19 protein-coding genes and 1 pseudogene are annotated in these 22,230 nt (G+C 56.3%); 5 read left to right on the plus strand and 15 right to left on the minus strand.

Annotation, left to right across the window (positions count from 1 at the left end):
- Window positions 1–5: 5 nt before the first annotated feature.
- From ACRZ91_RS11920 to ACRZ91_RS11935, 4 genes are all read right to left on the minus strand, one after another.
- On the minus strand, window positions 6–2,183 hold the full coding sequence (locus ACRZ91_RS11920) for a heavy metal translocating P-type ATPase (RefSeq protein WP_480905570.1): 2,178 nt from the start codon (window positions 2,181–2,183) through the stop codon (window positions 6–8).
- Between the two features lie 4 nt (window positions 2,184–2,187).
- On the minus strand, window positions 2,188–2,646 hold the full coding sequence (locus ACRZ91_RS11925) for a FixH family protein (protein ID WP_260023223.1): 459 nt from the start codon (window positions 2,644–2,646) through the stop codon (window positions 2,188–2,190).
- A gap of 2 nt (window positions 2,647–2,648) precedes the next feature.
- A complete protein-coding gene (gene ccoG, locus ACRZ91_RS11930; RefSeq protein WP_480905573.1) occupies window positions 2,649–4,076 on the minus strand; it encodes a cytochrome c oxidase accessory protein CcoG in 1,428 nt (475 codons plus the stop codon).
- A gap of 102 nt (window positions 4,077–4,178) precedes the next feature.
- Window positions 4,179–5,054, minus strand: a complete 876-nt coding sequence (locus ACRZ91_RS11935) for a LysR family transcriptional regulator (protein WP_480905576.1) — start codon at window positions 5,052–5,054, stop codon at window positions 4,179–4,181.
- A gap of 100 nt (window positions 5,055–5,154) precedes the next feature.
- Between ACRZ91_RS11935 and ACRZ91_RS11940 the strand changes: the two genes are divergently transcribed.
- On the plus strand, window positions 5,155–5,313 hold the full coding sequence (locus ACRZ91_RS11940; protein ID WP_170476108.1) for a hypothetical protein: 159 nt from the start codon (window positions 5,155–5,157) through the stop codon (window positions 5,311–5,313).
- A gap of 152 nt (window positions 5,314–5,465) precedes the next feature.
- Here ACRZ91_RS11940 and ccoP read toward each other — a convergent pair whose 3' ends face one another.
- Genes ccoP through ccoN form a run of 4 tightly spaced genes read right to left on the minus strand, consistent with a single transcriptional unit; the run spans window position 5,466 to window position 8,894 of the window.
- Complete coding sequence (gene ccoP, locus ACRZ91_RS11945; protein ID WP_480905580.1) at window positions 5,466–6,329, minus strand: cytochrome-c oxidase, cbb3-type subunit III; 864 nt, start codon at window positions 6,327–6,329, stop codon at window positions 5,466–5,468.
- The gene (locus tag ACRZ91_RS11950; RefSeq protein WP_010440962.1) at window positions 6,326–6,532 is read right to left on the minus strand and encodes a CcoQ/FixQ family Cbb3-type cytochrome c oxidase assembly chaperone; all 207 of its coding nucleotides are present in this window, start codon (window positions 6,530–6,532) and stop codon (window positions 6,326–6,328) included. Before ACRZ91_RS11950 ends, ccoP begins: the two co-directional genes overlap by 4 nt.
- An 11-nt stretch (window positions 6,533–6,543) precedes the next feature.
- Window positions 6,544–7,272: a cytochrome-c oxidase, cbb3-type subunit II gene (gene ccoO, locus ACRZ91_RS11955; RefSeq protein ID WP_170476112.1), complete on the minus strand. Its 729-nt coding sequence runs from the start codon at window positions 7,270–7,272 to the stop codon at window positions 6,544–6,546.
- 14 nt (window positions 7,273–7,286) lie between these two features.
- Window positions 7,287–8,894: a cytochrome-c oxidase, cbb3-type subunit I gene (ccoN, locus tag ACRZ91_RS11960; RefSeq protein WP_010440957.1), complete on the minus strand. Its 1,608-nt coding sequence runs from the start codon at window positions 8,892–8,894 to the stop codon at window positions 7,287–7,289.
- A gap of 193 nt (window positions 8,895–9,087) precedes the next feature.
- On the opposite strand from ccoN, the gene ACRZ91_RS11965 reads away from it, so the two are divergent.
- On the plus strand, window positions 9,088–9,927 hold the full coding sequence (locus ACRZ91_RS11965; protein WP_170545068.1) for a universal stress protein: 840 nt from the start codon (window positions 9,088–9,090) through the stop codon (window positions 9,925–9,927).
- 185 nt (window positions 9,928–10,112) lie between these two features.
- Window positions 10,113–10,600: pseudogene (locus ACRZ91_RS11970) on the plus strand (transposase).
- A gap of 58 nt (window positions 10,601–10,658) precedes the next feature.
- Here the strand turns inward: ACRZ91_RS11970 and ACRZ91_RS11975 are convergent.
- The 3 genes from ACRZ91_RS11975 to fnrL all read right to left on the minus strand — a co-directional run bounded on the left by ACRZ91_RS11975 (window position 10,659) and on the right by fnrL (window position 12,908).
- On the minus strand, window positions 10,659–11,777 hold the full coding sequence (locus tag ACRZ91_RS11975; RefSeq protein WP_480905585.1) for a hypothetical protein: 1,119 nt from the start codon (window positions 11,775–11,777) through the stop codon (window positions 10,659–10,661).
- Between the two features lie 87 nt (window positions 11,778–11,864).
- Window positions 11,865–12,119, minus strand: coding sequence for a GlsB/YeaQ/YmgE family stress response membrane protein (locus ACRZ91_RS11980; RefSeq protein WP_480905588.1), 255 nt, complete (start codon window positions 12,117–12,119; stop codon window positions 11,865–11,867).
- A 45-nt stretch (window positions 12,120–12,164) separates the two neighbouring features.
- A complete protein-coding gene (fnrL, locus tag ACRZ91_RS11985) occupies window positions 12,165–12,908 on the minus strand; it encodes a transcriptional regulator FnrL (RefSeq protein ID WP_010440951.1) in 744 nt (247 codons plus the stop codon).
- A gap of 61 nt (window positions 12,909–12,969) precedes the next feature.
- On the opposite strand from fnrL, the gene hemN reads away from it, so the two are divergent.
- Together hemN and ACRZ91_RS11995 are read left to right on the plus strand one after the other, a co-directional pair.
- Window positions 12,970–14,325, plus strand: coding sequence for an oxygen-independent coproporphyrinogen III oxidase (gene hemN / locus ACRZ91_RS11990; RefSeq protein ID WP_170545074.1), 1,356 nt, complete (start codon window positions 12,970–12,972; stop codon window positions 14,323–14,325).
- Window positions 14,326–14,537: 212 nt separating this feature from the next.
- Entirely contained in the window at window positions 14,538–16,463 is a 1,926-nt protein-coding gene (locus ACRZ91_RS11995; protein ID WP_480905592.1) for an elongation factor G, read from the plus strand.
- A 22-nt stretch (window positions 16,464–16,485) separates the two neighbouring features.
- Here the strand turns inward: ACRZ91_RS11995 and ACRZ91_RS12000 are convergent, their stop codons facing one another.
- Genes ACRZ91_RS12000 through ACRZ91_RS12015 form a run of 4 tightly spaced genes read right to left on the minus strand, consistent with a single transcriptional unit; the run spans window position 16,486 to window position 22,170 of the window.
- Complete coding sequence (locus tag ACRZ91_RS12000; protein WP_170545080.1) at window positions 16,486–18,063, minus strand: ABC transporter ATP-binding protein; 1,578 nt, start codon at window positions 18,061–18,063, stop codon at window positions 16,486–16,488.
- A complete protein-coding gene (locus tag ACRZ91_RS12005; RefSeq protein ID WP_170476125.1) occupies window positions 18,060–19,166 on the minus strand; it encodes an ABC transporter permease in 1,107 nt (368 codons plus the stop codon). The genes ACRZ91_RS12000 and ACRZ91_RS12005 overlap by 4 nt, the downstream gene beginning before the upstream one ends.
- Window positions 19,167–20,261, minus strand: a complete 1,095-nt coding sequence (locus ACRZ91_RS12010; protein WP_170476127.1) for a microcin C ABC transporter permease YejB — start codon at window positions 20,259–20,261, stop codon at window positions 19,167–19,169.
- Window position 20,262: 1 nt separating this feature from the next.
- The gene (locus tag ACRZ91_RS12015; RefSeq protein WP_480654133.1) at window positions 20,263–22,170 is read right to left on the minus strand and encodes an extracellular solute-binding protein; all 1,908 of its coding nucleotides are present in this window, start codon (window positions 22,168–22,170) and stop codon (window positions 20,263–20,265) included.
- Between the last annotated feature and the right edge of the window lie 60 nt (window positions 22,171–22,230).

A 22,230-nucleotide genomic window follows, 5' to 3' on the forward strand; every position in this document is an offset into this window, starting at 1 on the left:
CGGGGTTACCTCAGACGCAAGGCGTTCAGTGACACCGTAATCGACGAGGTCGACATCGCCAAGGCCGCGATCAGAGGGGTTGCCAATCCGGCGACGGCCAGCGGGACAGCGATCACGTTATAGACAGTGGCAATGCGAAAGTTCTCGCGAATCCGGCGCGTCGACTTGACGGCAGTTTCGCAGGCCTCGGCAATCGGGGACAGATCGTTGCCCAGAAGCACGATATCCGACGCCACCCGCGCGGCATCCAAGGCGCAGGCAGGAGAGATCGATACATGCGCTGCCGCCAGTGCGCCCGTATCGTTCAAACCGTCGCCGACCATCAGAACATGTCGACCCTGATCACTCAGTTCCTGCACCTTGGTGGCTTTGTCCTGAGGCAAGGCTTGGGCAATCCAGTTCTGGATGCCAAGCTTGTCAGCCAAGGCCTGAACTGCGGGGTGCGTGTCGCCGGATATCAGGATGACGTCTTTTCCCGCCTTCCGAAACGCGGCGATGGCTTCGGCGGCACCCGCGCGCAGGCTGTCCGTAAATGTAAATCGTGAGGGGGTTTGCGACCCTATCGCCAGCCAAGCTGCGGTCTGCTCACAATCTTTGCCTCCGACCCAGGCTGCACGACCCAGCCGGACGCGCTGTTCATGATACATGCCTTCGGTGCCATAGCCCGGCAGCTCAACCACATCACGCAATGTCGCAGGCTTTATCCCGGCCCCACGCGCCGCCTTTGCAAGAGCAATCGACAGCGGATGGGAAGAGGCCTCAGCCAATGCCAGCGCGACTTCCAGATCAGCGCGGGAATGATCGCCGAGATTGGTCAGCTCGGGCGCCCCTGAAGTGAGCGTACCGGTCTTGTCGAACACCACCGTGTCCACCTCGGCAAGGCGTTCAAGGGCGGTGGCGTGTTTGATCAGCATCCCGTTGCGAAATAACCGGCCCGAGGCCGCTGTGGTTACTGCTGGCACCGCCAGCCCCAATGCGCAGGGGCACGTGATGATCAAAACCGCCGCTGCGATGTTCAGCGCGGTGCGAATATCGCCGGAATAGATATACCAGCCCAGAAAGCTGAGCGCCGACAAGATATGCACCCCCGGCGCATAAAGCTTGGCCGCCTTGTCCGCCAGCGAGGTATAGCGTGACCGGCCCGATTCAGCGATGGCCACCAGATCGGCCATACGGTGCAGCGAGGTATCCTCGCCCACTGCCGTCGCACGAATGGTCAGAGGGCCGGTCAGGTTAACCTCTCCAGCGCTGACGTTCAGCCCGACCTCGGCAAAGACCGGGAGGGTTTCCCCAGTCAGCAACGACCGGTCCAACTCGGACTGGCCCGAGATGATTTCGCCATCCACGGGCATACGCCCGCCGGGGCGCACCAAAATCAGATCGCCCACGCTTAGGCTGGCGACAGCCACTTCCTCTTCGGCCCCATCCGTAAGCCGGATGGCGCGCGGAACCTCAAGCGCGGTCAGTTCTTCGGCGGCCGAACGTGCCGCAGCACGGGTACGATAGTCCAGATACCGGCCCGCAAGCAGGAAGAACGTCAGGGTCAAAGCCGCATCGAAATAAGCGTGTTCACCGCTGAGCGCGGTTTCCCAGAGCGACGTGATCAGCGCCAGCAGGATCGCCAGAACAATCGGCACATCCATATTCAACCGGCGCACGCGCAGGGCGCTCCAGGCGTTGGCAAAGAAGGGTTGGGCCGAAAATGCAATTGCAGGCAGCGCAATCGCGGCAGAAATCCAGTGGAACATGTCGCGCGTCGCATCGGTGGCACCAGACCAGACCGAAACCGACAACAGCATCACATTCATCGAGGCAAAACCCGCAACCGCGAGCCGCATCAGAAGATCGCGCCCGGCTTTATCCGATTGCGTAGCCGACAGGGCACCCGGATCCAGTTCGTGTGCTTCAAAACCGGCACGTTCCAGCACTGGTATCAGATCAACCGCACGTGTATCGGGTTTCGCTTTAATCATCGCGCGTTTCAGCGTCAGATTGACCCTCGCACCCTCCACACCGGGATGAGCATTCAACTCGCGCTCGACAGTGGAGATACAGGCCGAGCAATGGATACCCGGCAGCGACAGCGCGATTTGCACGTCCTCGGGGACTGGCCGGGCCGGTTCCGCCGCGGTCGCGACACAACCGGGACAAGCTGCCCGAGCTGGGGTGACTTGCGCTGTCATCCCTCTAACCCTTCACATAAAGCGGCACGCGTTGCGCAAACTCGGCACCATCTTTCGCTTTGGCCACAAGGCGAATGTTCCAGTTACCTTTACCCAGCGCAGCTGGGGCGGCATAGGTGATGCCGTCAAAGGTGAAGTCAGGTGAGAAGTCATCTTTGACGTGGGTGGCGCGCCCGACGACGGCTTGCAATTCTGCCACCTCAACTGGTGAACCAGTCTGATCGGTGATGCGCAATACCAGCAAACCACCGGTCAACTCAGCCTTGATATCCCAGCCCAGCGCCTGCTGTTCCTGCAAGCGTTCGTTGAACTCCTGGCTGGCAACGTAGGAGTTCTTGACTTCCAAACCCGGGAACGTCTTTACCGCGCTATAGGCGAGGACGAGGTTTACCGCGATGATCACGCCAAAGGCCGCGACGAATATCGCAAGCGCGTGTTTGCCAGTGAATTGACGCTCTGCCATTGTCAGTTTCCTCGTCCGTTGAACGTGGTGTCTTTGTATGCGCGCTCACCGCTTTCCAGATCTTCGACCCAGATGCGAACCGATGTGCTGTCAACCGCTGCGGGCCCGGCGTCTTTCACTGCTGTAATATAAACGCGCGTTAATTGTGCCGTATCTGCCGTGACATTTACAGTGTCACCTTCGACGCCCTCAATTTCGATCTGCAGCGACGGATCACCGGCAAGCGACAATTTAAAAGCCCGTTCCTCGCCATGCTTGTTACGCAGGCGTACGTCATAGGTATTGCGGATCGTACCATCGGAAAGGGTTACGAAAGTCGGGTTCCGTACCGGAGCCACAGTCAAGTCGATGTCCGACCGGATGAACAGGGCGAAGAGCAAGGCAAAACCAACCAGCGACCACAAAGAGGTATAAAGGATCGTGCGCGGACGCAGGATGTGTTTCCACACATTCTTGGGCGGATGACCTTCGCGTTCACGCGTTTCGTCACTCAGCGCCATATAATCGATCAGGCCACGAGGCTTGCCGATCTTGGCCATCATATCGTCGCAGGCATCGATGCAAAGCGCGCAGGTGATGCATTCCAGCTGCTGACCGTCGCGGATATCGATCCCTACCGGACAGACATTGACGCAAGCCATACAATCGATGCAATCGCCCAGCTCGCTGTCAGCAGTGCGTTTGCCCTTGCCACGCGGTTCACCCCGCCATTCACGGTAGCCGACGACCAGGGTATCCTCGTCCATCATCGCGGCCTGAATGCGTGGCCATGGGCAGGCATAGATACAGATTTGTTCGCGCGCGAAGCCTCCAAAGAAGAAGGTTGTACCTGTCAGGATCAGCATTGTCGTGTAAGCGACGGGATGCGCATTGCCGGTGACCAGATCACGCGCCAGCGTTGGCGCATCCGCAAAATAGAACACCCACGCGCCACCGGTTGCCAGCCCGATAAAGAACCAAACTACCCATTTGGTCAGTCGCAGGCGCGCTTTGCGGAAATCCAGCTTCTTTTGGCGATGCAGGCGCAGACGCGCATTGCGGTCGCCTTCGATCCAACGTTCAACAAGAATATAGAGGTCGGTCCACACAGTCTGAGGGCAAGCATATCCGCACCAAACCCGGCCCAGCGCTGAGGTAAAAAGAAACAACCCCAATCCTGCCATGATCAAAAGCCCCGCAACGAAATAGAATTCGTGCGGCCAGATTTCGATCCAGAAGAAATAAAAACGTCGGTTCGCCAGATCCAGTAAAACAGCCTGATCAGGAAGGCTTGGCCCTCGATCCCATCTGATCCACGGCGTTACATAGTAGATGCCCAGTGTCACCGCCATAATGATCCACTTAAGGTTCCGGAATGGACCGGATACCCGTCTTGGGAAAATTGGTTCTCTGGCGGCGTAAAGGCTAGGGGTCGGGTTGGAATCGCTCACAGGCTGGCTCCGGGACTGGCTCTTCTGAGTGTGCGTTCTTCCAGATCACAAGCATAGGGACTTTGACATGGGTCAAAACGCGCATCGTACAGATACCTTTTATCACGTTTCACGTGCCTGACGTCTAAGCCAGCCAGCAAAAGTTCTGACAGCAGGCCTAAGTGCCGAATTTGCCGTCACAATATGGTATCCGCGCGCATCGGGCTCAGCGTAGAGTTCCACAATGCGCCCAGCTTTGATGTCTTGCTCGACGAAATGTCGCACGGTCACCGTGACCCCCTGCCCGGCGCGCAATCCTTCCAGAACCAGATTGCCAGGCAACTGAGTCCGACCTGCACCGCGTTCTGGACCGACGCCGTGCTCGGCAAGCCAAGACGTTGCCTCGGTGGTACCAACCTCTTCCAACCACGGCAGCTGGGCCAGCTCCGACGGGGTCAATGACGTCTTGCCCCCCAGAAGTTTCGGAGCGGCGACAATCACCACCGGCGATTGCAACAGCATTTCTGAATGAACCCCCGACCAGCCTCCGGGGCCGTAGCGGATCGCAATGTCCACTCCGCCTGGGCGCAATTCAACCACTTCGGCGGACGGGTCGAGGATCAGATTCACCTCGGGGTGGGATTCGCGAAACGCCGGAAGGCGTGGCATCAGCCATGAGGCCGCGAAAGAGGATGTCAGTGATACATGAACTGGGCGATCCAGGCCGGATCTTGCCAGATCGCCGACCGCAGCCTCGATCGCACCAAAACCAAGTTGCAAGGCGCGGGCAAGATGCTCTCCGTCCGCTGTCAGCGTCAAGGCTTTGCCGCTGCGATCCAACAGGGCTGCGCCAAGATACTTTTCCAGCACGCGCAACTGCTGGCTAATGGCGGCATGACTGACGTTCAGCGCGGCCCCGGCTTCGACAACATTGCGCTTCTCAGCAAAGGCAGCAAAAGCGCGCAGCGCGGCAAGTGGAGGAAGTTTGAGCCAATCCATATGTAATCCATACTTACATGTTGGAAAGGTTATTGAGTCGCATTTTCGGCGTCAAAGGTCAATCTATTCGGCAGAAACAACGCCACATAGGAGGCAAGCCATGCTGACTGTATTTGCCCGATCTTTCATGAACGCGACCCGCATCGACGCTCCGCACATTCGAGAGGTTCCTAAGCCGGGTCTCCGTAAGCGCCGGTGGCTGCCCGAGAGTCATTGGTGGAGAGAAAGCCCGCGCGGGGTGGATCTGAACAACCTCTGATGTCGTCTTAGATCCCCACACTAGACCGCAGCCTGACGCGGCCCTATTGTTTGGAAAATCGGCACCGGCTGTTCTGGAAACGCGCGAACAGATTGAACAGCCGGTGCCTCAGCCTTCGGGCGGAAAACCGCCCGGAGGTGTTCTTTTAGCCTCTACTGACCACCACCCAACTGGTGGACATAGGACGTAACGGCGCGGATTTGCGCGTCAGTTAAACGATTTTCCCATGGGGGCATCACACCAAAGCGGCTGTAGGTGACCGTTTCAGTCAGAGCCTCTTCACTGCCACCATAAAGCCAGATCGCATCCGTCAGGTTTGGTGCACCTTGCGTGACGTCGCCTTTGCCATCCTCGCCGTGGCACGATGCACAGTTGTCCTCGAACACAACCTTGCCTGCCTGCGCCGCCGCATCGTCGGCCTGCGCATTTGTCAGAGACATGACATATTGGACTACCTGAGTGATCTCGTCTTGCTCGAGGATCTCACCAAAGGCCGGCATCTCAGAATAGCGCGCATCGTCGCTTTCCTCGTTCCGGATACCATGGGCGATGGTGTACTCGATATCTTCGAGCGTACCACCCCACAGCCAGGCGTCATCCAGCAGGTTCGGGAAGCCCGGCGCGCCTTGCGCACCCGAGCCATGGCACTGTGCGCACCAGGTCCGGAACACGGCACCGCCAGAGTTCACAGCGTATTGCTGAAGCTCTGCATCCGCCGAAATCTGTTCCAGCGGTGTCTCCACCAGCTTGGCATTCCACGGCGCGTTCGCTTCTTCAAAAGCGACCATTTCCTGCTGCACCAGCTCGCGCGAAGACCAGCCCAATACACCGGCGGTTGCCGATTGAACCAGAGGCCACGCTGGATACATGATCGTATAGATCACGCCCCAGAGAATGGTCGCATAGAACGTCCACAGCCACCAACGCGGCATCGGGTTGTCGAACTCTTCGATACCGTCCCAGCTGTGACCTGTGGTATTCGGATCGCCCGGCTGTTTTTCAGGTGTTTTGCTCATTGCCGCGCCTCCTTGGATGTGGCGGGTTTGTCTTGCTGAGGTGCAGGGGCATCCACATGTCGGAACGGGATATTGGCCGTGTCCTTGTATTCCTTGCTGGCACCGGGGCGGAAAACCCAGATTACGATGCCCAGAAAGAACGTAAACAGCAGCAACAGCATCCAGCTATCCGCAAACTGTCTTAGGAGAGTGTATTCTTCCATCTTATCCCTCCTTAGCGGCTTGCATCTGGCGTAAACGTCGAGAAGTCGACCAATGTACCCAGCATCTGCAGATAGGCGACCAACGCGTCAGTTTCCGTCAGTTCGGGCTGACCATCAAAGTTGCGCACGTTCACCTTGTCACCATAGCGCTCCAAAAGACCGTCGTAGTCGCTGTCCGGATCCGCCTGAGCACGGAAGTCTGCCAGCGCGTTCTCCAGCATCTCATCAGTGTAAGGCGTGCCGACCATTGCGTTCGCGGCCATGACATCACCGATGTACTTACCGTCGATCTTGCGACGCTCGAGATAACCATACTTGGGCATCACCGATTCCGGGACCACCGACTGCGGATCACGCAGGTGATCGACTTGCCATTGATCCGAGTATCGGCCGCCGACACGTGCCAGATCAGGTCCGGTACGCTTCGATCCCCACTGGAACGGATGGTCATACATCGACTCGGCCGCCAGAGAATAGTGGCCATAGCGTTCGACCTCGTCCCGCATCGGGCGGATCATTTGGCTGTGGCAGACATAGCAACCTTCGCGGATGTAGATGTCACGCCCAGCCAATTCCAGAGGGGTGTAAGGGCGCATGCCCTCCACCTTCTCGATGGTGTTCTCAAGATAGAACAGAGGCGCGATTTGAACGATGCCACCGATGGTTACGACCAAGAAGCTGAAGATCAGCAGGAGGGTCGCGTTGGTCTCGAGGATCTTGTGTTTGTCGAGAATTGCCATTGCACCGGCCCTCCTTATTCAGCCGGGACCGCAACGGTCAGGCTGGCCTCTTTGGCCGGTGCCTTCCGCACAGTCATCCACAGGTTGTAGCACATGATCAGCGAGCCAGCGAGGAACATCACGCCACCCAAACCACGTACAACGTACATTGGGAACTTGGCAGCCACGGTGTCAGCAAACGAATTCACCAGGAAGCCGTTGGCATCCACTTCACGCCACATCAGACCTTCCATGATACCAGTGACCCACATCGACGCGGCGTAGAGCACGATACCGATTGTGGCGAGCCAGAAATGCCAGCTGACCATCTGCAGCGAATACAGGCGGTCCCGTTTCCACAGGACGGGCACCAGATAGTACAGCGCACCGAAGGTAATCATTCCGTTCCAGCCCAGCGCACCCGAGTGCACGTGACCAATAGTCCAGTCGGTGTAGTGAGACAGGCTGTTCACAGCGCGGATCGACATCATCGGACCTTCGAAAGTGGACATGCCGTAGAAGCCGACTGAGATGACCATCATCCGGATCACAGGGTCTGTACGCAGCTTGTCCCATGCGCCGGACAGGGTCATCAGACCGTTGATCATGCCACCCCAAGAAGGCATCCACAGGATCACCGAGAAAACCATGCCCAGCGTCGAGGCCCAATCCGGCAGCGCGGTATAGTGCAGGTGGTGCGGACCGGCCCAGATATACAGGAAGATCAGCGCCCAGAAGTGGATGATCGACAGTTTGTAGCTGAACACCGGACGCTCGGCTTGTTTCGGGATGAAGTAGTACATCATGCCCAGGAAGCCTGCGGTCAGGAAGAAGCCCACGGCGTTGTGGCCATACCACCATTGGATCATGGCGTCTTGGACACCTGACCAGACAATGACCGATTTCGAACCCCAGATGCTGACTGGAATGGTCATGTTATTGACCAGATGCAGCATGGCGACGGTCACGATGAATGCCAGATAGAACCAGTTGGCCACGTAGATGTGGGGTTCTTTCCGTTTGATGATCGTGCCCAGATAGACAGCCAGATAAGCAACCCAGACAACGGTCAGCCATAGGTCGACATACCATTCAGGTTCCGCATATTCTTTCGACTGGGTTCCACCCAGCAGGTAACCGGTCGCCGCCAGAACGATAAACAGCTGATAGCCCCAGAACACGAACCAGGCCAGGTTTCCGCCCCACAGACGAGCGGCACTTGTGCGCTGTACGACATAGAACGAGGTTGCGATCAGCGCGTTACCACCAAAGGCGAAGATAACCGCCGACGTGTGTAATGGCCGCAAACGTCCAAAGTTCATATACCCTTGCGCCCATTCGAAGTTCAGCGACGGAAAGGCCAGCTGGAACGCAATGAATGTCCCCGCAAGGAACCCGACCACACCCCAAAAGGCGGTTGCGATCACGCCATAGCGGATCACGCCATCCATATATTCCGCCGAGCGATCTACAAGAATATCTGGCTCATCGGTGTTTCTAAGCGTCCAAATGAACAATCCGGCAGCGATGATCATCACCAGAATTGCGTGCACCTGATACGCCAAATCCCGTGCATAATTGGACCCAATGGCTGCGAACAGCACAACCAGCCCAAGCACGATCAGCTTGATGTAATTTGACATATTGCGTCCCTTTGCCATGCCCCGCGCGATTCTTCATGCCACACGGAACCCTTTTGACTGCGTGTCGTAATGCAGTGATGCCAATTGTGCTGCTTTGATCTGTGTCAAGACAACCCCCTGTTTTCTGTGAGAGGTATTTTCCAGAGACAAACACACGTTCCGCATTAAGGAGCGTCGGAATAATGAGGTCGACATGGCATATAAATCCCTGCTTACGGTCATGACAGAAACCAAGATTTCCCAAACGGCTCTGGCACAGATGATCGCCTTGGCCGACGGGCAAGACGCCCATGCCGAAGCGCTGTGCCTTGGGGTCGACCGCAGTCAGACCGGATATTACTACGCCGGGGCCAATGCACTGATCCTGCAGGAAACCCTGAGTCGCGCAAACGCCGAGGCGGATGAAATCCTCAAATTTGCTCAGGACTATCTTGGCAAATCGGGGGTGCGTTGGTCGGCTGAAAATGGGGTAGCACAGATTGCCGATATTGGCCGACACGTCGCCCGCCGCGCGCGTTTTTCAGATCTAGTGATATTGCCGCGCCCATACGGAAAGGATCGCGACGCCGAGGCCGAACCGATTGTTGAGGCCGCCATGTTCGAGGGCCACGCTCCGGTATTACTGGTACCGGACGAAATTGAGCCGATCTCCTCACCCAAAACCATAATGGTAGGCTGGAATGAAAGCATCGAAGCGATGCGCGCCATCCGCTGCGCCCTTCCCTTCCTGAAGCAGGCCGAGCTTACACGGATTGTCGTCATTGACCCGCCACGTCATGGGCCCGATCGCTCGGACCCGGGTGGGCTGTTGTCTCAAATGTTGGCGCGGCACGGCGTGAAATGCGAGATTGATGTGCTGAGCAAAACCATGACACGCGTTTCGGATATTCTTAATCGTCACGCTGCCGATACCGAGGCCGACATGATCGTAATGGGCGCCTACGGGCACTCGCGCTTTCGCGAGGCCATTCTGGGCGGTGCGACTCGGAACATGCTTGAACAATCCGAAGTGCCAGTGTTCTTGGCCCACTGACCTCTTACATAAGCGAACAATAGCGCGCTCTATCTAGCATCAACCAGAACACATAGCGCCGGTATTGGGTTGAACATACCGCACCAGCATTCAACGCGCTTCCTTCTTTCTTAGCACACTAGGGTCAAGCCCCATTGATTCCCGTTTAACCTCGTAGTTGACGGCGTTCAAAACGAGCGGTCAACATGTCCGATCTTTTCTGGTTGAACAGCGCGCAGATGGGCCGACCTGAACCCTTTTCTCCCAAATCACTCGGTAAACTACTGGTTGGTGACCGGCGCGGATTGAGTGGGATTATGTGCATCAACCGCAATGACTTACACTGGCGCGACACACCCTCTGCCTACGGTCCACACGACGCTGTACAACCGCTGGAAACGGTAGAGCGAGAAGGGCGTCTTCGCCCGGATGATGGAGGGCCATGCTGAGCAGTCTGCCAGACGTCGATTGGCTGCTCTCAGATCGCAGCTATGACGCCCACTGGCTCCGAGAAGCATTGAAATACAAAGGGATACGCGCCTACATCCCAGGTCGAAAGCAACGCAAAAAAGCCGTCCGATACGACAAGCGACGATACAAACGCCGCAACCGCATTGAAATCATGTTCGGCAGGCTGAGGGCTCGGAGGCGCGTGCCAACTCGCTACGACAGATGTACGAAGGCCTTCCCCTAAGCGATCGCTCTGGCGGCAACCGTCATCTACTGGCTGTGAAATTCAATGAGGCCTGACCCTAGATCTTTCTGGCCGGCCAGGTCCTTCTAATACGCCTCAAAACGCTTTTGCGCGTTCGGACGCTGCAGAACTGCAGCACCCAAGCACGAAGATTCGGATCGGTTCCGTTACGCTCTAAATCTTCAACAAGTGATATGAATTCATCGGCATCAACATCTATTAAACTGCTCAAAGATTCGTTTCGCTTCAGTTCGACCAGATCGCCTTTCTCAAGCCGATCGTAGTCAAATTCAGGAAACTCAATCCCATGCTGATCCCGAAGCCAGAGCGGTTCAGTTGAACAATAGTCAACCATGTTAGAAACCTCTGGCTTTAGCTTAGGTCGAGTGAGTTCCAATCGCTCCTCTGCCCTAACAATATTCCGCCTCAAGGTTGTTACATCTAAACCATTCAGTTTTCCCTGAACCTCATGAATTCGATAGAGATCTAAGAGTTGCATGGCGGCCGCACTAACACTAGAGTTGTTGCGCTTTGGTTTTTCCATCTGCAGCGGATCGGCACCGTAGGCCCTAAGAAATCGCTCGACAAAATCGTGAACAATATCGCCCTTGAGTAACAGCGATCTGTCGAATGCGATCGGTGTAATAGTGTGCCGCCCGAAAATTGATTGCACCCTTGCATACGGCACTTTGAAATTGGGTTTACTGGGTTGTCGAAATCGAGCGAATTTTAATCCCTGTTGCAGACCCGAGAGGTATTTCGCTGAAGGACGTCTAAAGTAAATGACAGCGCTGGGTTGTGCCCCAATCAATTCTCCCAAATGCTCTCGGACTCTGGGCGCGGCATCATCTGCAATACGCCCCCACAAATTCTCGTATGAGAGGATTAAGCATGCAGGCGAGCATTCCGATACCTGATTGTGAATACTACTAGCAAGTTCCAGGAATTTTTCCCGCAGCTCCTTTTCATCGATACATTCTCTACGGACATCTCCGGCCAGTTTATTGAAATCGCAGAATGGTTGGGCCAGAAGCCTGTGGTTGTTAAGGAGGACTCCTTCAACATTCTTAGGGTAAAGTATACCACAACCCCGTAGATACTCACGCGAAAGAAGAAGAGATTCCTGTAAAGCAGTAGAGCCAGCTTTAGGCATACCTACATGGAATATTGTCTTCATGCATCAGCTCCCGATCACCCATATGGCATTACTTTTCATTCTGCGCCTCAACACGTCATGGCATCGTCCCCTCATATCTCTAAAAAACTAATTCTTGCGGATCAGACCGATCAGGAACAGTAGGATCACCGCACCGGCCGTCGCAAAGAAAATCGAAGAGAACAGCCCTCCACCAACGGCAAAACCCAAAGCCGGGAAGATCGTGCCGGCCATAAAAGCGCCGACGACTCCGACGATGATGTTGCCAATCAAGCCGAACCCGCGGCCTTCCATGATCTTTCCGGACAGCCACCCGGCAATCGCGCCGATAAACAACATGGCCAATACACCGCTGAATTCCATTGTTGGCTCCTGTTTGTTTTGGGACCTTAGTCAGAGCATTGGATATCAGACCAGAAATCCGCCATCCGAATCGTCACCCGCCTCTTCCATCAAACGCCCCATATCTGGGATCGTGACATGGCGTTTGCTTTCCAGCAAGATGACCTTATCCTTCTTCAGGGCCGAGATTTGTCTGCTGACAGTCTCAAGCGTCAGGCCTAGGTAGTCTGCCATCGCCTCTCGTGTCAGAGGAAGGTCGAATACAATCGGGCCGACAGTGCCGGACGAATGAAGTGACGCGTCCCTACGCGCAATGATCGAGAGAAGGCTGGCAATCTTTTCCCGCGCCGTTTTGCGCCCAAGCACCAGCATCCATTCACGCGCGGCATCCAACTCGTCGAGAGTCATCTGCAACAGACGCTGCGCGATATGCGGTGTCGTCACCATCAGTTCTTCAAAAGGTTTTTTCCGAAAACAGCACATCACCAGATCGGTCGTCGCAACCACGTCATACGGCGCGTTTTCACGCCCGGGTCGCCCAACGAAATCACTAGGCAAGAGCAAGCCCACCATCTGTGTGCGACCGTCTTCCATCGTCTGTGTCAGAGACGCAATTCCGGATACGACAGAACCGACAAAGTTCATCGGATCTCCGGACCAAATGACTGTCTGCCCGGCCTCGAAGCTGCGGTAGTACTTGATGCTCTCAAGTTCCTCCAGCTCATCCTTTTCACAATGCGCGCACACCGCGCGATGCCGTATCGGGCATTCTGCGCAATTTGTGTGGTCGAATTGGGCCTTGAGTGTCATTCGCGTTTCCATTTGATTTCGGTCAAAGTACCCTGGGCCCTCCCGCTATAGTCATATCGCCATGACACTGAAACCTCAATTGGCACGGCTTGGACTTTTTGACGCGAAAGTACCGCGTTATACAAGCTATCCCACCGCCCCCCACTTTAGCAATGACGTGGGGGCTGACTTGTTTGCCGACTGGATTTCCGGGATTGCCCCCGGCAGTTCGATCTCGCTTTATATCCACGTACCCTTCTGCCGCAGGCTGTGCTGGTTTTGCGCCTGCCGGACCCAGGGCACCCAGACGGATAACCCTGTTATTGCCTATGTGGACGTTCTAAAAGCCGAACTGGACCTGCTGGCCGCGCGTTTGCCCGAGGGTGTTACGCTGTCTCGGCTACATTGGGGTGGCGGCACGCCGACCCTGTTGAATGCGGACCTGATGCGCGAGTTGGCAGGACGGATTCTTGAGGTCGTCCCGCTGGGTCCAGATGCGGAATTCTCGGTTGAAATTGATCCGAATGAGATCGACGAAGCCAGATTGGATGCGCTGGCCGAGGCCGGGATGAACCGCGCCTCGATCGGCGTGCAGGATTTCGATGATGAAATCCAGAAAACCATCGGCCGCATTCAAAGCTACGATACCACTCGCAAAGCGGCCGAGATGATCCGCGCACGTGGAATTGCCAGCCTGAACGCGGATATCCTATATGGTCTGCCCCACCAGACCAAAGCGCGCATGACCGAAAGCGTGCAAAAGCTACTTTCCCTGAACCCGGATCGAGTCGCACTTTATGGCTATGCGCACGTGCCCTGGATGGCCAAGCGCCAGCAACTGATTCCATCAGATGCGCTCCCCACGCCAGAGCAGCGACTGGAATTGTTCGAAACTGCCCGGCGACTGTTTCTGTGGGACAATTACGCTGAAATTGGGATCGACCACTTTGCGACACAGGATGATGGTCTGACCCATGCGCTGCGCGCTGGCCGCCTGAAACGGAATTTTCAGGGTTACACGGACGATCAAGCCCCGATCCTGATTGGCTTGGGTGCCAGCTCAATCTCGCGGTTCCCGCAAGGATATGCACAGAATGCTCCGGCAACCTCAGCCCACACGAAGGCCATTCGCGAAGGGCGGTTCTCGACGTCGCGTGGGCACCTATTCAAAGGTCAGGATATCCTGCGGTCGCGCCTGATCGAGGCACTGATGTGTGATTTCCAGATCAATTCGAACGAGATCCTGCGCGACTACGACATCTCGGCCGCTGAGCTGCAACAGATGTACGCCAAGGCGAATGCTGCCTTTGACGGACTGCTGCGCGTTGATGAAAACGGCTTGTTCATCCCGCTCGAAGCGCGCGCACTTACCCGCATGATCGCGCGCAGCTTTGATGCCTACGACCTGAGCAAAGCTGGGCACAGTTCTGCGATCTGAACTCTCTTCGGTAGGTCGATTTTCGCGACCTGCCCCTCGAATCCGGCACGGGGGCTTGACGCATGCCTTCGGTATTCTCCACACTCAAGGGGTGGAGAGGACCGCCTCTTCACAGCCTGAGGCAGGCAAACGCAGACAGTTCTTGCCGACGCACATGCGTTCGACAGCCCTTTTCGTGCAGCCAAGTTGCAACTGAAACAGGGACAGCACTCATGCGCGTTTTCACCGTCCTCGGCCCCAGTCAATCGGGCAAATCCACCTTGGTCGAAGCGATCAGCCGCCTCGACGGGCGGCCTACAACATTCGATGTTTCCGGAACCGTGCATTTGCACGGTTTTTCTTATTTAGACGAACCGTGGTGCGCGGTGGACGTGGACGGTGGCGGCGATGCGCTGGCCTATGTCGGCCCGGCGATGGCCATTTCAGACGCAGCAGTGGTTGTGGTCCCCCCCGATCCGGACGCCGCAGTCCTTTGTGCCCCTTATCTAAGACTGGTTGAGGAAGCAGGTATTCCCAGTTTCCTCTTCATCAATCGCATGGACAGCCCCAATGGCCGCATACGCGACATCGTAGCAGCGCTTCAGACCTATTGCAGTCACCACATCGCTTTGCGTCAAGTTCCGATTCGCGAAGGAGAAGACATCATCGGGGCCGTCGACCTGATTTCGGAACGCGCGTGGAAGTATCAAGAAGGCCAGCCCTCAGCCTTGATCGAACTACCGCAATCGGTGGAGGATCGCGAACAGGAAGCGCGCACCGAGTTGCTCGAGACCCTGTCAGATTTTGATGACCATTTGCTGGAACAACTGATCGAAGACAAGCAGCCACCCAGCGAGGAAGTCTACGAGTTGGCCGCGCAGGTTTTGCAGAACCACCAGCTGATCCCCGCCTGCCTGGGTGCTGCCAGCCATGGCAATGGCCTGACGCGCCTGATGAAAGCACTGCGCCATGAGGCGCCGGAATTCAACATAGCAGCAGACAGGGACGAGGCCGAAGATTCAGCGCGCGCCATCGCAGGCTTTGCGGATGTGAAGAAGCATATTGGTAAGATCACCGTATTGCGCGGACTGGGCGATGGCGTCAAAGCGCACGAGCCTCTGGGCGGTGAAACTGTTGGGAACCTGACCACACTCGACGCCAAAACCCAGATCGGAGCGCTTGAGGCTGGACAGATTGGTCTGGCCGTTAAATCCGATCATCTCAACCCTGGTTTCATATATGATAGCGCTGCTGCTACGCCGCTGCCGGAATGGGCCTCTTCGCATCCCGCTGCGCATCGTCAGGTTGTCTCACCCGCGCATGAACGCGACGATGTGCGTCTGTCGAACGCGCTGACCCGTTTGGTTGAAATCGATCCCGGACTGCATCTGGAACAGGACGAATTAAGCGGTCATTCCATTCTAAGTTCGCAAGGCCCACAACACATGCGCCGCGTGACAGCTAAACTAGACGAAGATTTTGGGATCGAGATTGAAGCCGAGGCCGCCGGAACAGCCTATCGCGAAACCATCCGCACCAAAGTCGATCATCGTCACCGCCACCGCAAGCAATCCGGTGGCGCAGGTCAATTTGCTGATGTGGTGATCTCAATCGCGCCACTACCGCGCGGCTCCGGGTTCCAGTTCGAAGAAATCGTCAAAGGCGGGGCCGTACCCCGGAACTACATTCCTTCGGTTGAGCACGGGGCCAAGGACGCACTGGTCGAAGGCCCTGAAGGTTTCCCTGTCGTGGACGTCAAGGTGACGCTCAGCGACGGCAAGCACCATAACGTGGACAGTTCGGACTATGCCTTCCGCACCGCTGGCAAGAACGCCGTGCGTGAAGCGCTACCCGAGGCCAAACCCGTCGTCCTGCAACCGATCCTGAATGCCGAGATCCATCTGCCGTCAACCTTCGTCGGTGATCTAGTCCCCACGATCAGTTCTTTGCAGGGTCAGGTGCTAGGTTTCGAGGGTAATCCGAACGCTTCGGGTTGGGAGATATTCAACGCGCAGCTTCCGGCCGTTGCCGAGGATGAACTGCACCGAACCCTTGCCAGCGCCACCCGTGGCACCGGTTGGGTCAAACTGCAGTTCGATCATTATGAAGAACTGCGCGGCCCTGTTCCTGCCTCTGCAAAGAACAAGGAAATGGCCTGAGGCTAGGGGGGCGGGCTGCTCGTCAGCCCGCTGCCGCGATCAATTCACGCGTGTAGTCGGTTTGGGCGTGTTCGAACAAATCCTCAGCTGCGCCCATCTCGACCACATCCCCGTTGCGCATGACGATGACGTTATGGGACATCGCGCGCACGACCTTCAGGTCGTGGCTGATGAACAGATAAGCCAGCCCGTACTTCCTTTGCAGGTCCCGCAACAGATCAACAATCTGCACCTGCACGGTCATGTCCAGCGCACTGGTCGGTTCATCCAGAACCAGCAGCTTGGGCCGCAACACCATGGCGCGCGCGATGGCGATCCGCTGGCGTTGCCCACCTGAAAACTCATGTGGATAACGGTCCATCGCGGCGGGGTCCAGCCCAACCTCGGTCATCACTTCGGCCACCAATTCACGCGGGGCACGATGGGGGTCGACATTGTGGATAGCCAACCCTTCGGCGATGATCTGCATACAGGTCATACGGGGGCTGAGGCTGCCAAACGGGTCCTGAAACACGATCTGCATATCTTTGCGCAGCCGTCTGAGTTCACGTGTTGACCAGCGGCGAACGTCCTGATCGCGGAAAGTGATCCCGCCCTCGGAGGCGATCAAACGCATCATGGCCAGGGCCAGTGTCGTTTTGCCCGATCCACTCTCGCCTACGATTCCAAGCGTTTCCCCGGCACGGACGCTGAGCGTCGCGTCATTGACGGCTTTTACATGCCCGACTGTACGTTTCAGAAACCCCCGTTGGATCGGAAACCAGACCTTCAGGTGATCGGTGCGCGCGACCTCTTCGGCATCAGCTGCCACCGGATCGGGGTGTCCTGACGGCTCAGCCGCCAGCAGCTTGCGCGTATAAGGATGCTGCGGGTTGTCGAAAATCTCGGAGGTCACGCCGGTTTCGACGATCTCACCATCCTTCATTACGCAGACCCGGTCGGCGATGCGCCGGACGATGCCAAGGTCATGGGTGATGAACAGCATTCCCATGTTTTCAGACTTTTGCAGTTCAGCCAGCAGTTCCAGAATTTGCGCCTGAATGGTCACATCCAGCGCGGTCGTTGGTTCATCTGCGATCAAAATATCCGGCTTGTTGGCCAATGCCATGGCGATCATCACGCGCTGACGCTGACCACCCGACAGCTGATGCGGATAACTGTCCAAACGCTCTTCCGGGTCGCGGATGCCAACTTTGTTCAGCAGTTCAATAATCCGATTTCGCGCCGCATCACCAGCCAACCCCTGGTGCAATGCTAGAGACTCGGCCATCTGCTTCTGGATCGTATGAAGCGGGTTTAGCGAGGTCATCGGCTCTTGGAAAATAAAGCTGATGTCGTTGCCGCGCACTTCCATCAGCTTGTTCTCGGACGCGCCAATCATCTCTTGGCCGTCATAGGTGACCGAGCCTTCAACGATCGCACTATCGCCCAGCAGTGATACGGTGCTGAGAGCGGTCACGGACTTGCCTGAGCCCGATTCCCCTACCAGAGCAACCGTTTCACCCCGGTCCACGGTAAAGGACACACCTTTCACCGCCGCAGAAACCTGCCCGTCCTGCCGGAAGGAGACTTTGAGGTTGTTCACATCCAGCAGGCTCATGAAAAGGTCTTTCTGGGATCAAACGCATCACGCACGCCTTCGAAAATGAAGACCAGCAGCGACAGCATGATGGCAAAGGTGAAAAAGGCGGTGAAGGCCAGCCAAGGAGCCTGCAGGTTTTGTTTTGCCTGTAATGTGAGCTCTCCGAGCGATGGGGCCGAGGACGGAAGGCCGAAACCAAGGAAGTCTAGCGACGCCAGTCCGCCAATCGTGCCGGTCACGATGAACGGCATGAAGGTCAGCGTGGCAACCATCGCATTGGGCAGCATGTGGCGGAACATGATCGTCATGTTACCCACACCTAGTGCGCGCGCGGCACGAACATATTCCAGATTTCGAGCCCGCAGGAACTCAGCCCGTACAACGCCAACCAACCCGGTCCAACCGAACAGAATCATCAGAGCCACCAACAACCAAAAACTTCGGCCGAGAATGGCAAACATGATGATAATCACATAGAGCGAGGGAGTTGATGACCAGATTTCGATAATCCGTTGAAAGATCAGATCGAGCCAGCCGCCAAAAAAGCCCTGAATGGCCCCTGCGAAGATGCCGATCAAACTGGCTGCCCCGGTCACAATTAGCGTGAACAGGATCGACAGGCGAAAGCCATAGATCACGCGGGCCAGCACATCTCGCTTGGTGTCATCCGTGCCCAGAAGGTTTTGACTATTGGGCGGCAGCGGTGCAGCACCCGGTCGGTCCACGCTGGTGTTGAAGGAATAAGGGATCAGTGGCCAGATAGCCCAGCCGCGCTCGAAGCCGTCGGCCTCGAATGTACCAGCCTGAATCTCTTCGATAATCCCTTCAGGATCATCGAAACACTGATCTAGCCCTCCGCTGTCGATCAGGCACATGACCTCGGGGTCGCGATAAATCGCCTCGGTCTGGAAATCGCCACCGAATTCGGTCTCGGCGTAGAAGTTGAAGACCGGCGTGTAGAATTCGCCCCGGTACTTCACCAGGATCGGCTTGTCGTTGGCGATGAACTCGGCAAACAGCGACAGGCCAAACAGGATCGAGAAGATGATCAGCGACCAGAAGGCACGGCCGTTACGCCGGAAATTACGCCAGCGGCGCTGGTTTAGAGGGGAAAGTGCCAATTATCCCTCCCGCTTTTCAAAGTCGATGCGCGGGTCGACCAGAACGTACATCAGGTCGCTGATGATGCCGACAACCAGGCCCATGAGGCCAAAGATGAAGAGCGTGCCGAAAATCACCGGATAGTCGCGCGCCACTGCGGCCTCAAAGCCCAGTCGCCCAAGACCATCGAGCGAGAAAATGGTCTCGATGATGATCGAGCCACCAAAGAAAACGCCGATGAACACTGCCGGAAACCCTGCAATCACGATCAGCATCGCGTTGCGGAAGACATGGCCGTACAGCACTTTGCGCTCACTCAGCCCTTTGGCACGAGCGGTCATGACATATTGCTTTTTGATCTCATCCAGGAACGAGTTCTTGGTCAGCAGTGTCAGCGTCGCAAAGGCCGAGATCGTCAGTGCGATGATCGGAAGCGCGATGTGCCAGAAATAGTCGGCGATCTTGCCAAACAGGCTGAGGCTTTCCCAGTTGTCCGAGGTCAGGCCGCGCAGCGGGAATATCTGCCAATACGACCCACCGGCGAAGAGCACCAGAAGCAGAATGGCAAACAGGAACCCGGGGATCGCATACGCCACGATGATCGCACCACTGGTCCAAGTGTCGAAACTTGAACCGTCCTTGATCGCCTTGCGGATTCCCAGTGGGATCGAAACCAGATAGGCGATCAGGGTCGACCAAAGACCCAGTGATATCGACACGGGCATTTTTTCGAGCACCAGATCGATCACGCTGATCGAGCGGAAGTAGCTCTCACCAAAATCCAACGTCAGGTAATTGCCCATCATGCCTAGAAAACGTTCGAGTGGCGGTTTGTCGAATCCAAACTCTTTTTCCAGTTCAGCGATGAACTCAGGTGGCAACCCACGCGCACCGACGTATTTGTCGTCAAAGGCACCTCCAGCAGGTTCGGCGCCTGCCCCGGCATCGCCACCACCGGCGAATCCTGCAAAGACATCGCCCTGACCTTCGATCTGCGCAATGATCTGTTCGATCGGTCCGCCCGGCACAAATTGCACCAGCGTGAAATTGACGATCATGATGCCCAGAAGGGTCGGTATGACCAGCAATAGGCGTCTTAGAATATAGGCGCCCATTTTACCGCAGTGCGCCTTTGGCTTTCAGGTCAGCCTCTTTCTCAGGGTTGATCCACCAAAAATCGAGATACCCCAGCGAGAATGGAGGTAGATTTTCAGGGTATTCATACATGTCGTAGTAAGCCGTCCAGTAGTCCGCCACATACCCATCGGGTATGACAAAGAACTCATAGCGCAGCACACGGTCCAACGCCATCAATGCGGCATCCTGCTCTGCCTGATTTGTTGTATCAAAGGACGCTTCGATCACCGCGTCCACAAGAGGGCTGGCAAGACCCGCCGGATTGAACAGGCTGAATGCAGCCTCTTCCGATCCATACATCTGGCTTAGGCCGCCACCGGTGGATAGGAACGAGCCATATCGGTTCGAATACACCATGTCGTAATCCCGCTCACGACGCCGCAGCGTGAACTGAGAGGGGTCAACTTTCTCTGCAGAAGCATCCACACCAATTGACTGAAGGTTCTGGACGTAGGTCTCGATCATCGTCGAAGTCGAGGTGGGAATACTGGACGCGTAAGGAATATTCACTTTCAGCGTCTGCCCTTCGGAATTGCGGCGCAGATTGCCTTCACCGACCGGCCATCCGGCTTCATCCAGCAGTTTCGACGCTTTCCGCAGATTGCGACGATCGTTCAGGCGGGCCGGGTTGGATTCATGAACAACAAGCGCGGGCTCGCTTAAGACATCGGCCGGGACGATATCGCCCAGTGTTTCCAAGAACGCCAGTTCCGCGCCTTCTGGCGCACCTGTTGCCTCAAGATGAGTGCCTTGCACAAACGAATTGCGCGGCGTGTTCAGTCCGAACATCAGCGACTCATTTGCCCATTCGAAATTAAACGCCAGCGCTAGTGCTTTGCGCACATTCTTGTCGGCAAACTGCGGTTTTCCCAGATTGAATACAAACCCAGATGGTGTCGGAGGACTTCCATCAACGATCTCATCCTGCACAACATACCCTTCGTCGAGCTTCGGGAAATCGTAACTCGAGGCCCACTGCTTCGGATCACTTTCAACACGCATGGTGTACTCACCAGCCTTGAAACCCTCAAATGCGGCAGTTTGATCAGCGAAATACTCGATCCGAATGATGTCGTAATTGTTGCGACCCACATTGATCGGCAAGTCCTTGCCCCAATAGTCATCACGACGCTTGTAAACGATGCGGCGATTGATGTCGTAGCTGTCCAGCTTGTACGGGCCGGACCCTACGGCGACCTCAAGGCGAGGTTCATCAAGGCGGCGGTTTTCATCAGCTTCAAACCAAGCCTTCGAGAAGACCGGAGTTGAACCAACTGTTTCGATTAGCCCACGACGTGTTACATCCGGGCTGAAGGTAAATTTGACGGTGTGATCATCCAGCGCTTCGGCACCCGTGACCATCCGGCCGACTGCCTGTGCATAAGATGGCAAGCCCTGCTCGATAAACAGGCGGTGGCTATAGACTACATCCTCGGCCGTCACTGGGGTTCCATCCCAGAACATCGCCTCGGGGCGCAAATGGAATATCACGTAGTTGCGGCCTTCGTCATACTCCATGCTTTCGGCGACAACACCGTAGTATTGGCCAACACTGTCTGATGTGCTTTCGATCAGCGGGTCATATTGAATCGTCGTCAACGCGCCCGCGCGACCTTTTCGCGAGTAGGGGTTCAGGGAATCAAACGTACCTGATCCCGCCAGCGACAGCTCTCCACCTTTTGGCGCATCGGGATTGACATAATTCAGGTGCGGATAATCCGCCGGGTAATCCAGGTTTCCAAAGTAAGAATAGCCGTGGGTTCGAGTGATACCATCCTCGCTCGCGCTGGCTTGAATACCTCCGAAAACAACCGCTGCCGAAATTCCTAACGCCGCAGTCCAAGAATGAATTCCAGTAAAGCGCATCGCAGGCAGAAGGGGTTTCATTGGGCTCGTCCTCTGAATATCTGTCATCTTCATTGTTGTGCCAGCCAGCTAAAGGTCCAG

This window comes from Ruegeria sp. O11 (assembly GCF_056535285.1).

What these genes read in the sequence shown, in the direction of transcription:
- ACRZ91_RS11920 (WP_480905570.1), bottom strand. Translation starts at nt 2,183, where the DNA reads ATGACAGCGCAAGTCACCCCAGCTCGGGCAGCTTGTCCCGGTTGTGTC.
- ACRZ91_RS11925 (WP_260023223.1), bottom strand. Translation starts at nt 2,646, where the DNA reads ATGGCAGAGCGTCAATTCACTGGCAAACACGCGCTTGCGATATTCGTC.
- ACRZ91_RS11935 (WP_480905576.1), bottom strand. Translation starts at nt 5,054, where the DNA reads ATGGATTGGCTCAAACTTCCTCCACTTGCCGCGCTGCGCGCTTTTGCT.
- ACRZ91_RS11940 (WP_170476108.1), top strand. Translation starts at nt 5,155, where the DNA reads ATGCTGACTGTATTTGCCCGATCTTTCATGAACGCGACCCGCATCGAC.
- ccoP (WP_480905580.1), bottom strand. Translation starts at nt 6,329, where the DNA reads ATGAGCAAAACACCTGAAAAACAGCCGGGCGATCCGAATACCACAGGT.
- ACRZ91_RS11950 (WP_010440962.1), bottom strand. Translation starts at nt 6,532, where the DNA reads ATGGAAGAATACACTCTCCTAAGACAGTTTGCGGATAGCTGGATGCTG.
- ccoO (WP_170476112.1), bottom strand. Translation starts at nt 7,272, where the DNA reads ATGGCAATTCTCGACAAACACAAGATCCTCGAGACCAACGCGACCCTC.
- ccoN (WP_010440957.1), bottom strand. Translation starts at nt 8,894, where the DNA reads ATGTCAAATTACATCAAGCTGATCGTGCTTGGGCTGGTTGTGCTGTTC.
- ACRZ91_RS11965 (WP_170545068.1), top strand. Translation starts at nt 9,088, where the DNA reads ATGGCATATAAATCCCTGCTTACGGTCATGACAGAAACCAAGATTTCC.
- ACRZ91_RS11975 (WP_480905585.1), bottom strand. Translation starts at nt 11,777, where the DNA reads ATGAAGACAATATTCCATGTAGGTATGCCTAAAGCTGGCTCTACTGCT.
- ACRZ91_RS11980 (WP_480905588.1), bottom strand. Translation starts at nt 12,119, where the DNA reads ATGGAATTCAGCGGTGTATTGGCCATGTTGTTTATCGGCGCGATTGCC.
- fnrL (WP_010440951.1), bottom strand. Translation starts at nt 12,908, where the DNA reads ATGACACTCAAGGCCCAATTCGACCACACAAATTGCGCAGAATGCCCG.
- hemN (WP_170545074.1), top strand. Translation starts at nt 12,970, where the DNA reads ATGACACTGAAACCTCAATTGGCACGGCTTGGACTTTTTGACGCGAAA.
- ACRZ91_RS11995 (WP_480905592.1), top strand. Translation starts at nt 14,538, where the DNA reads ATGCGCGTTTTCACCGTCCTCGGCCCCAGTCAATCGGGCAAATCCACC.
- ACRZ91_RS12000 (WP_170545080.1), bottom strand. Translation starts at nt 18,063, where the DNA reads ATGAGCCTGCTGGATGTGAACAACCTCAAAGTCTCCTTCCGGCAGGAC.
- ACRZ91_RS12010 (WP_170476127.1), bottom strand. Translation starts at nt 20,261, where the DNA reads ATGGGCGCCTATATTCTAAGACGCCTATTGCTGGTCATACCGACCCTT.
- ACRZ91_RS12015 (WP_480654133.1), bottom strand. Translation starts at nt 22,170, where the DNA reads ATGAAACCCCTTCTGCCTGCGATGCGCTTTACTGGAATTCATTCTTGG.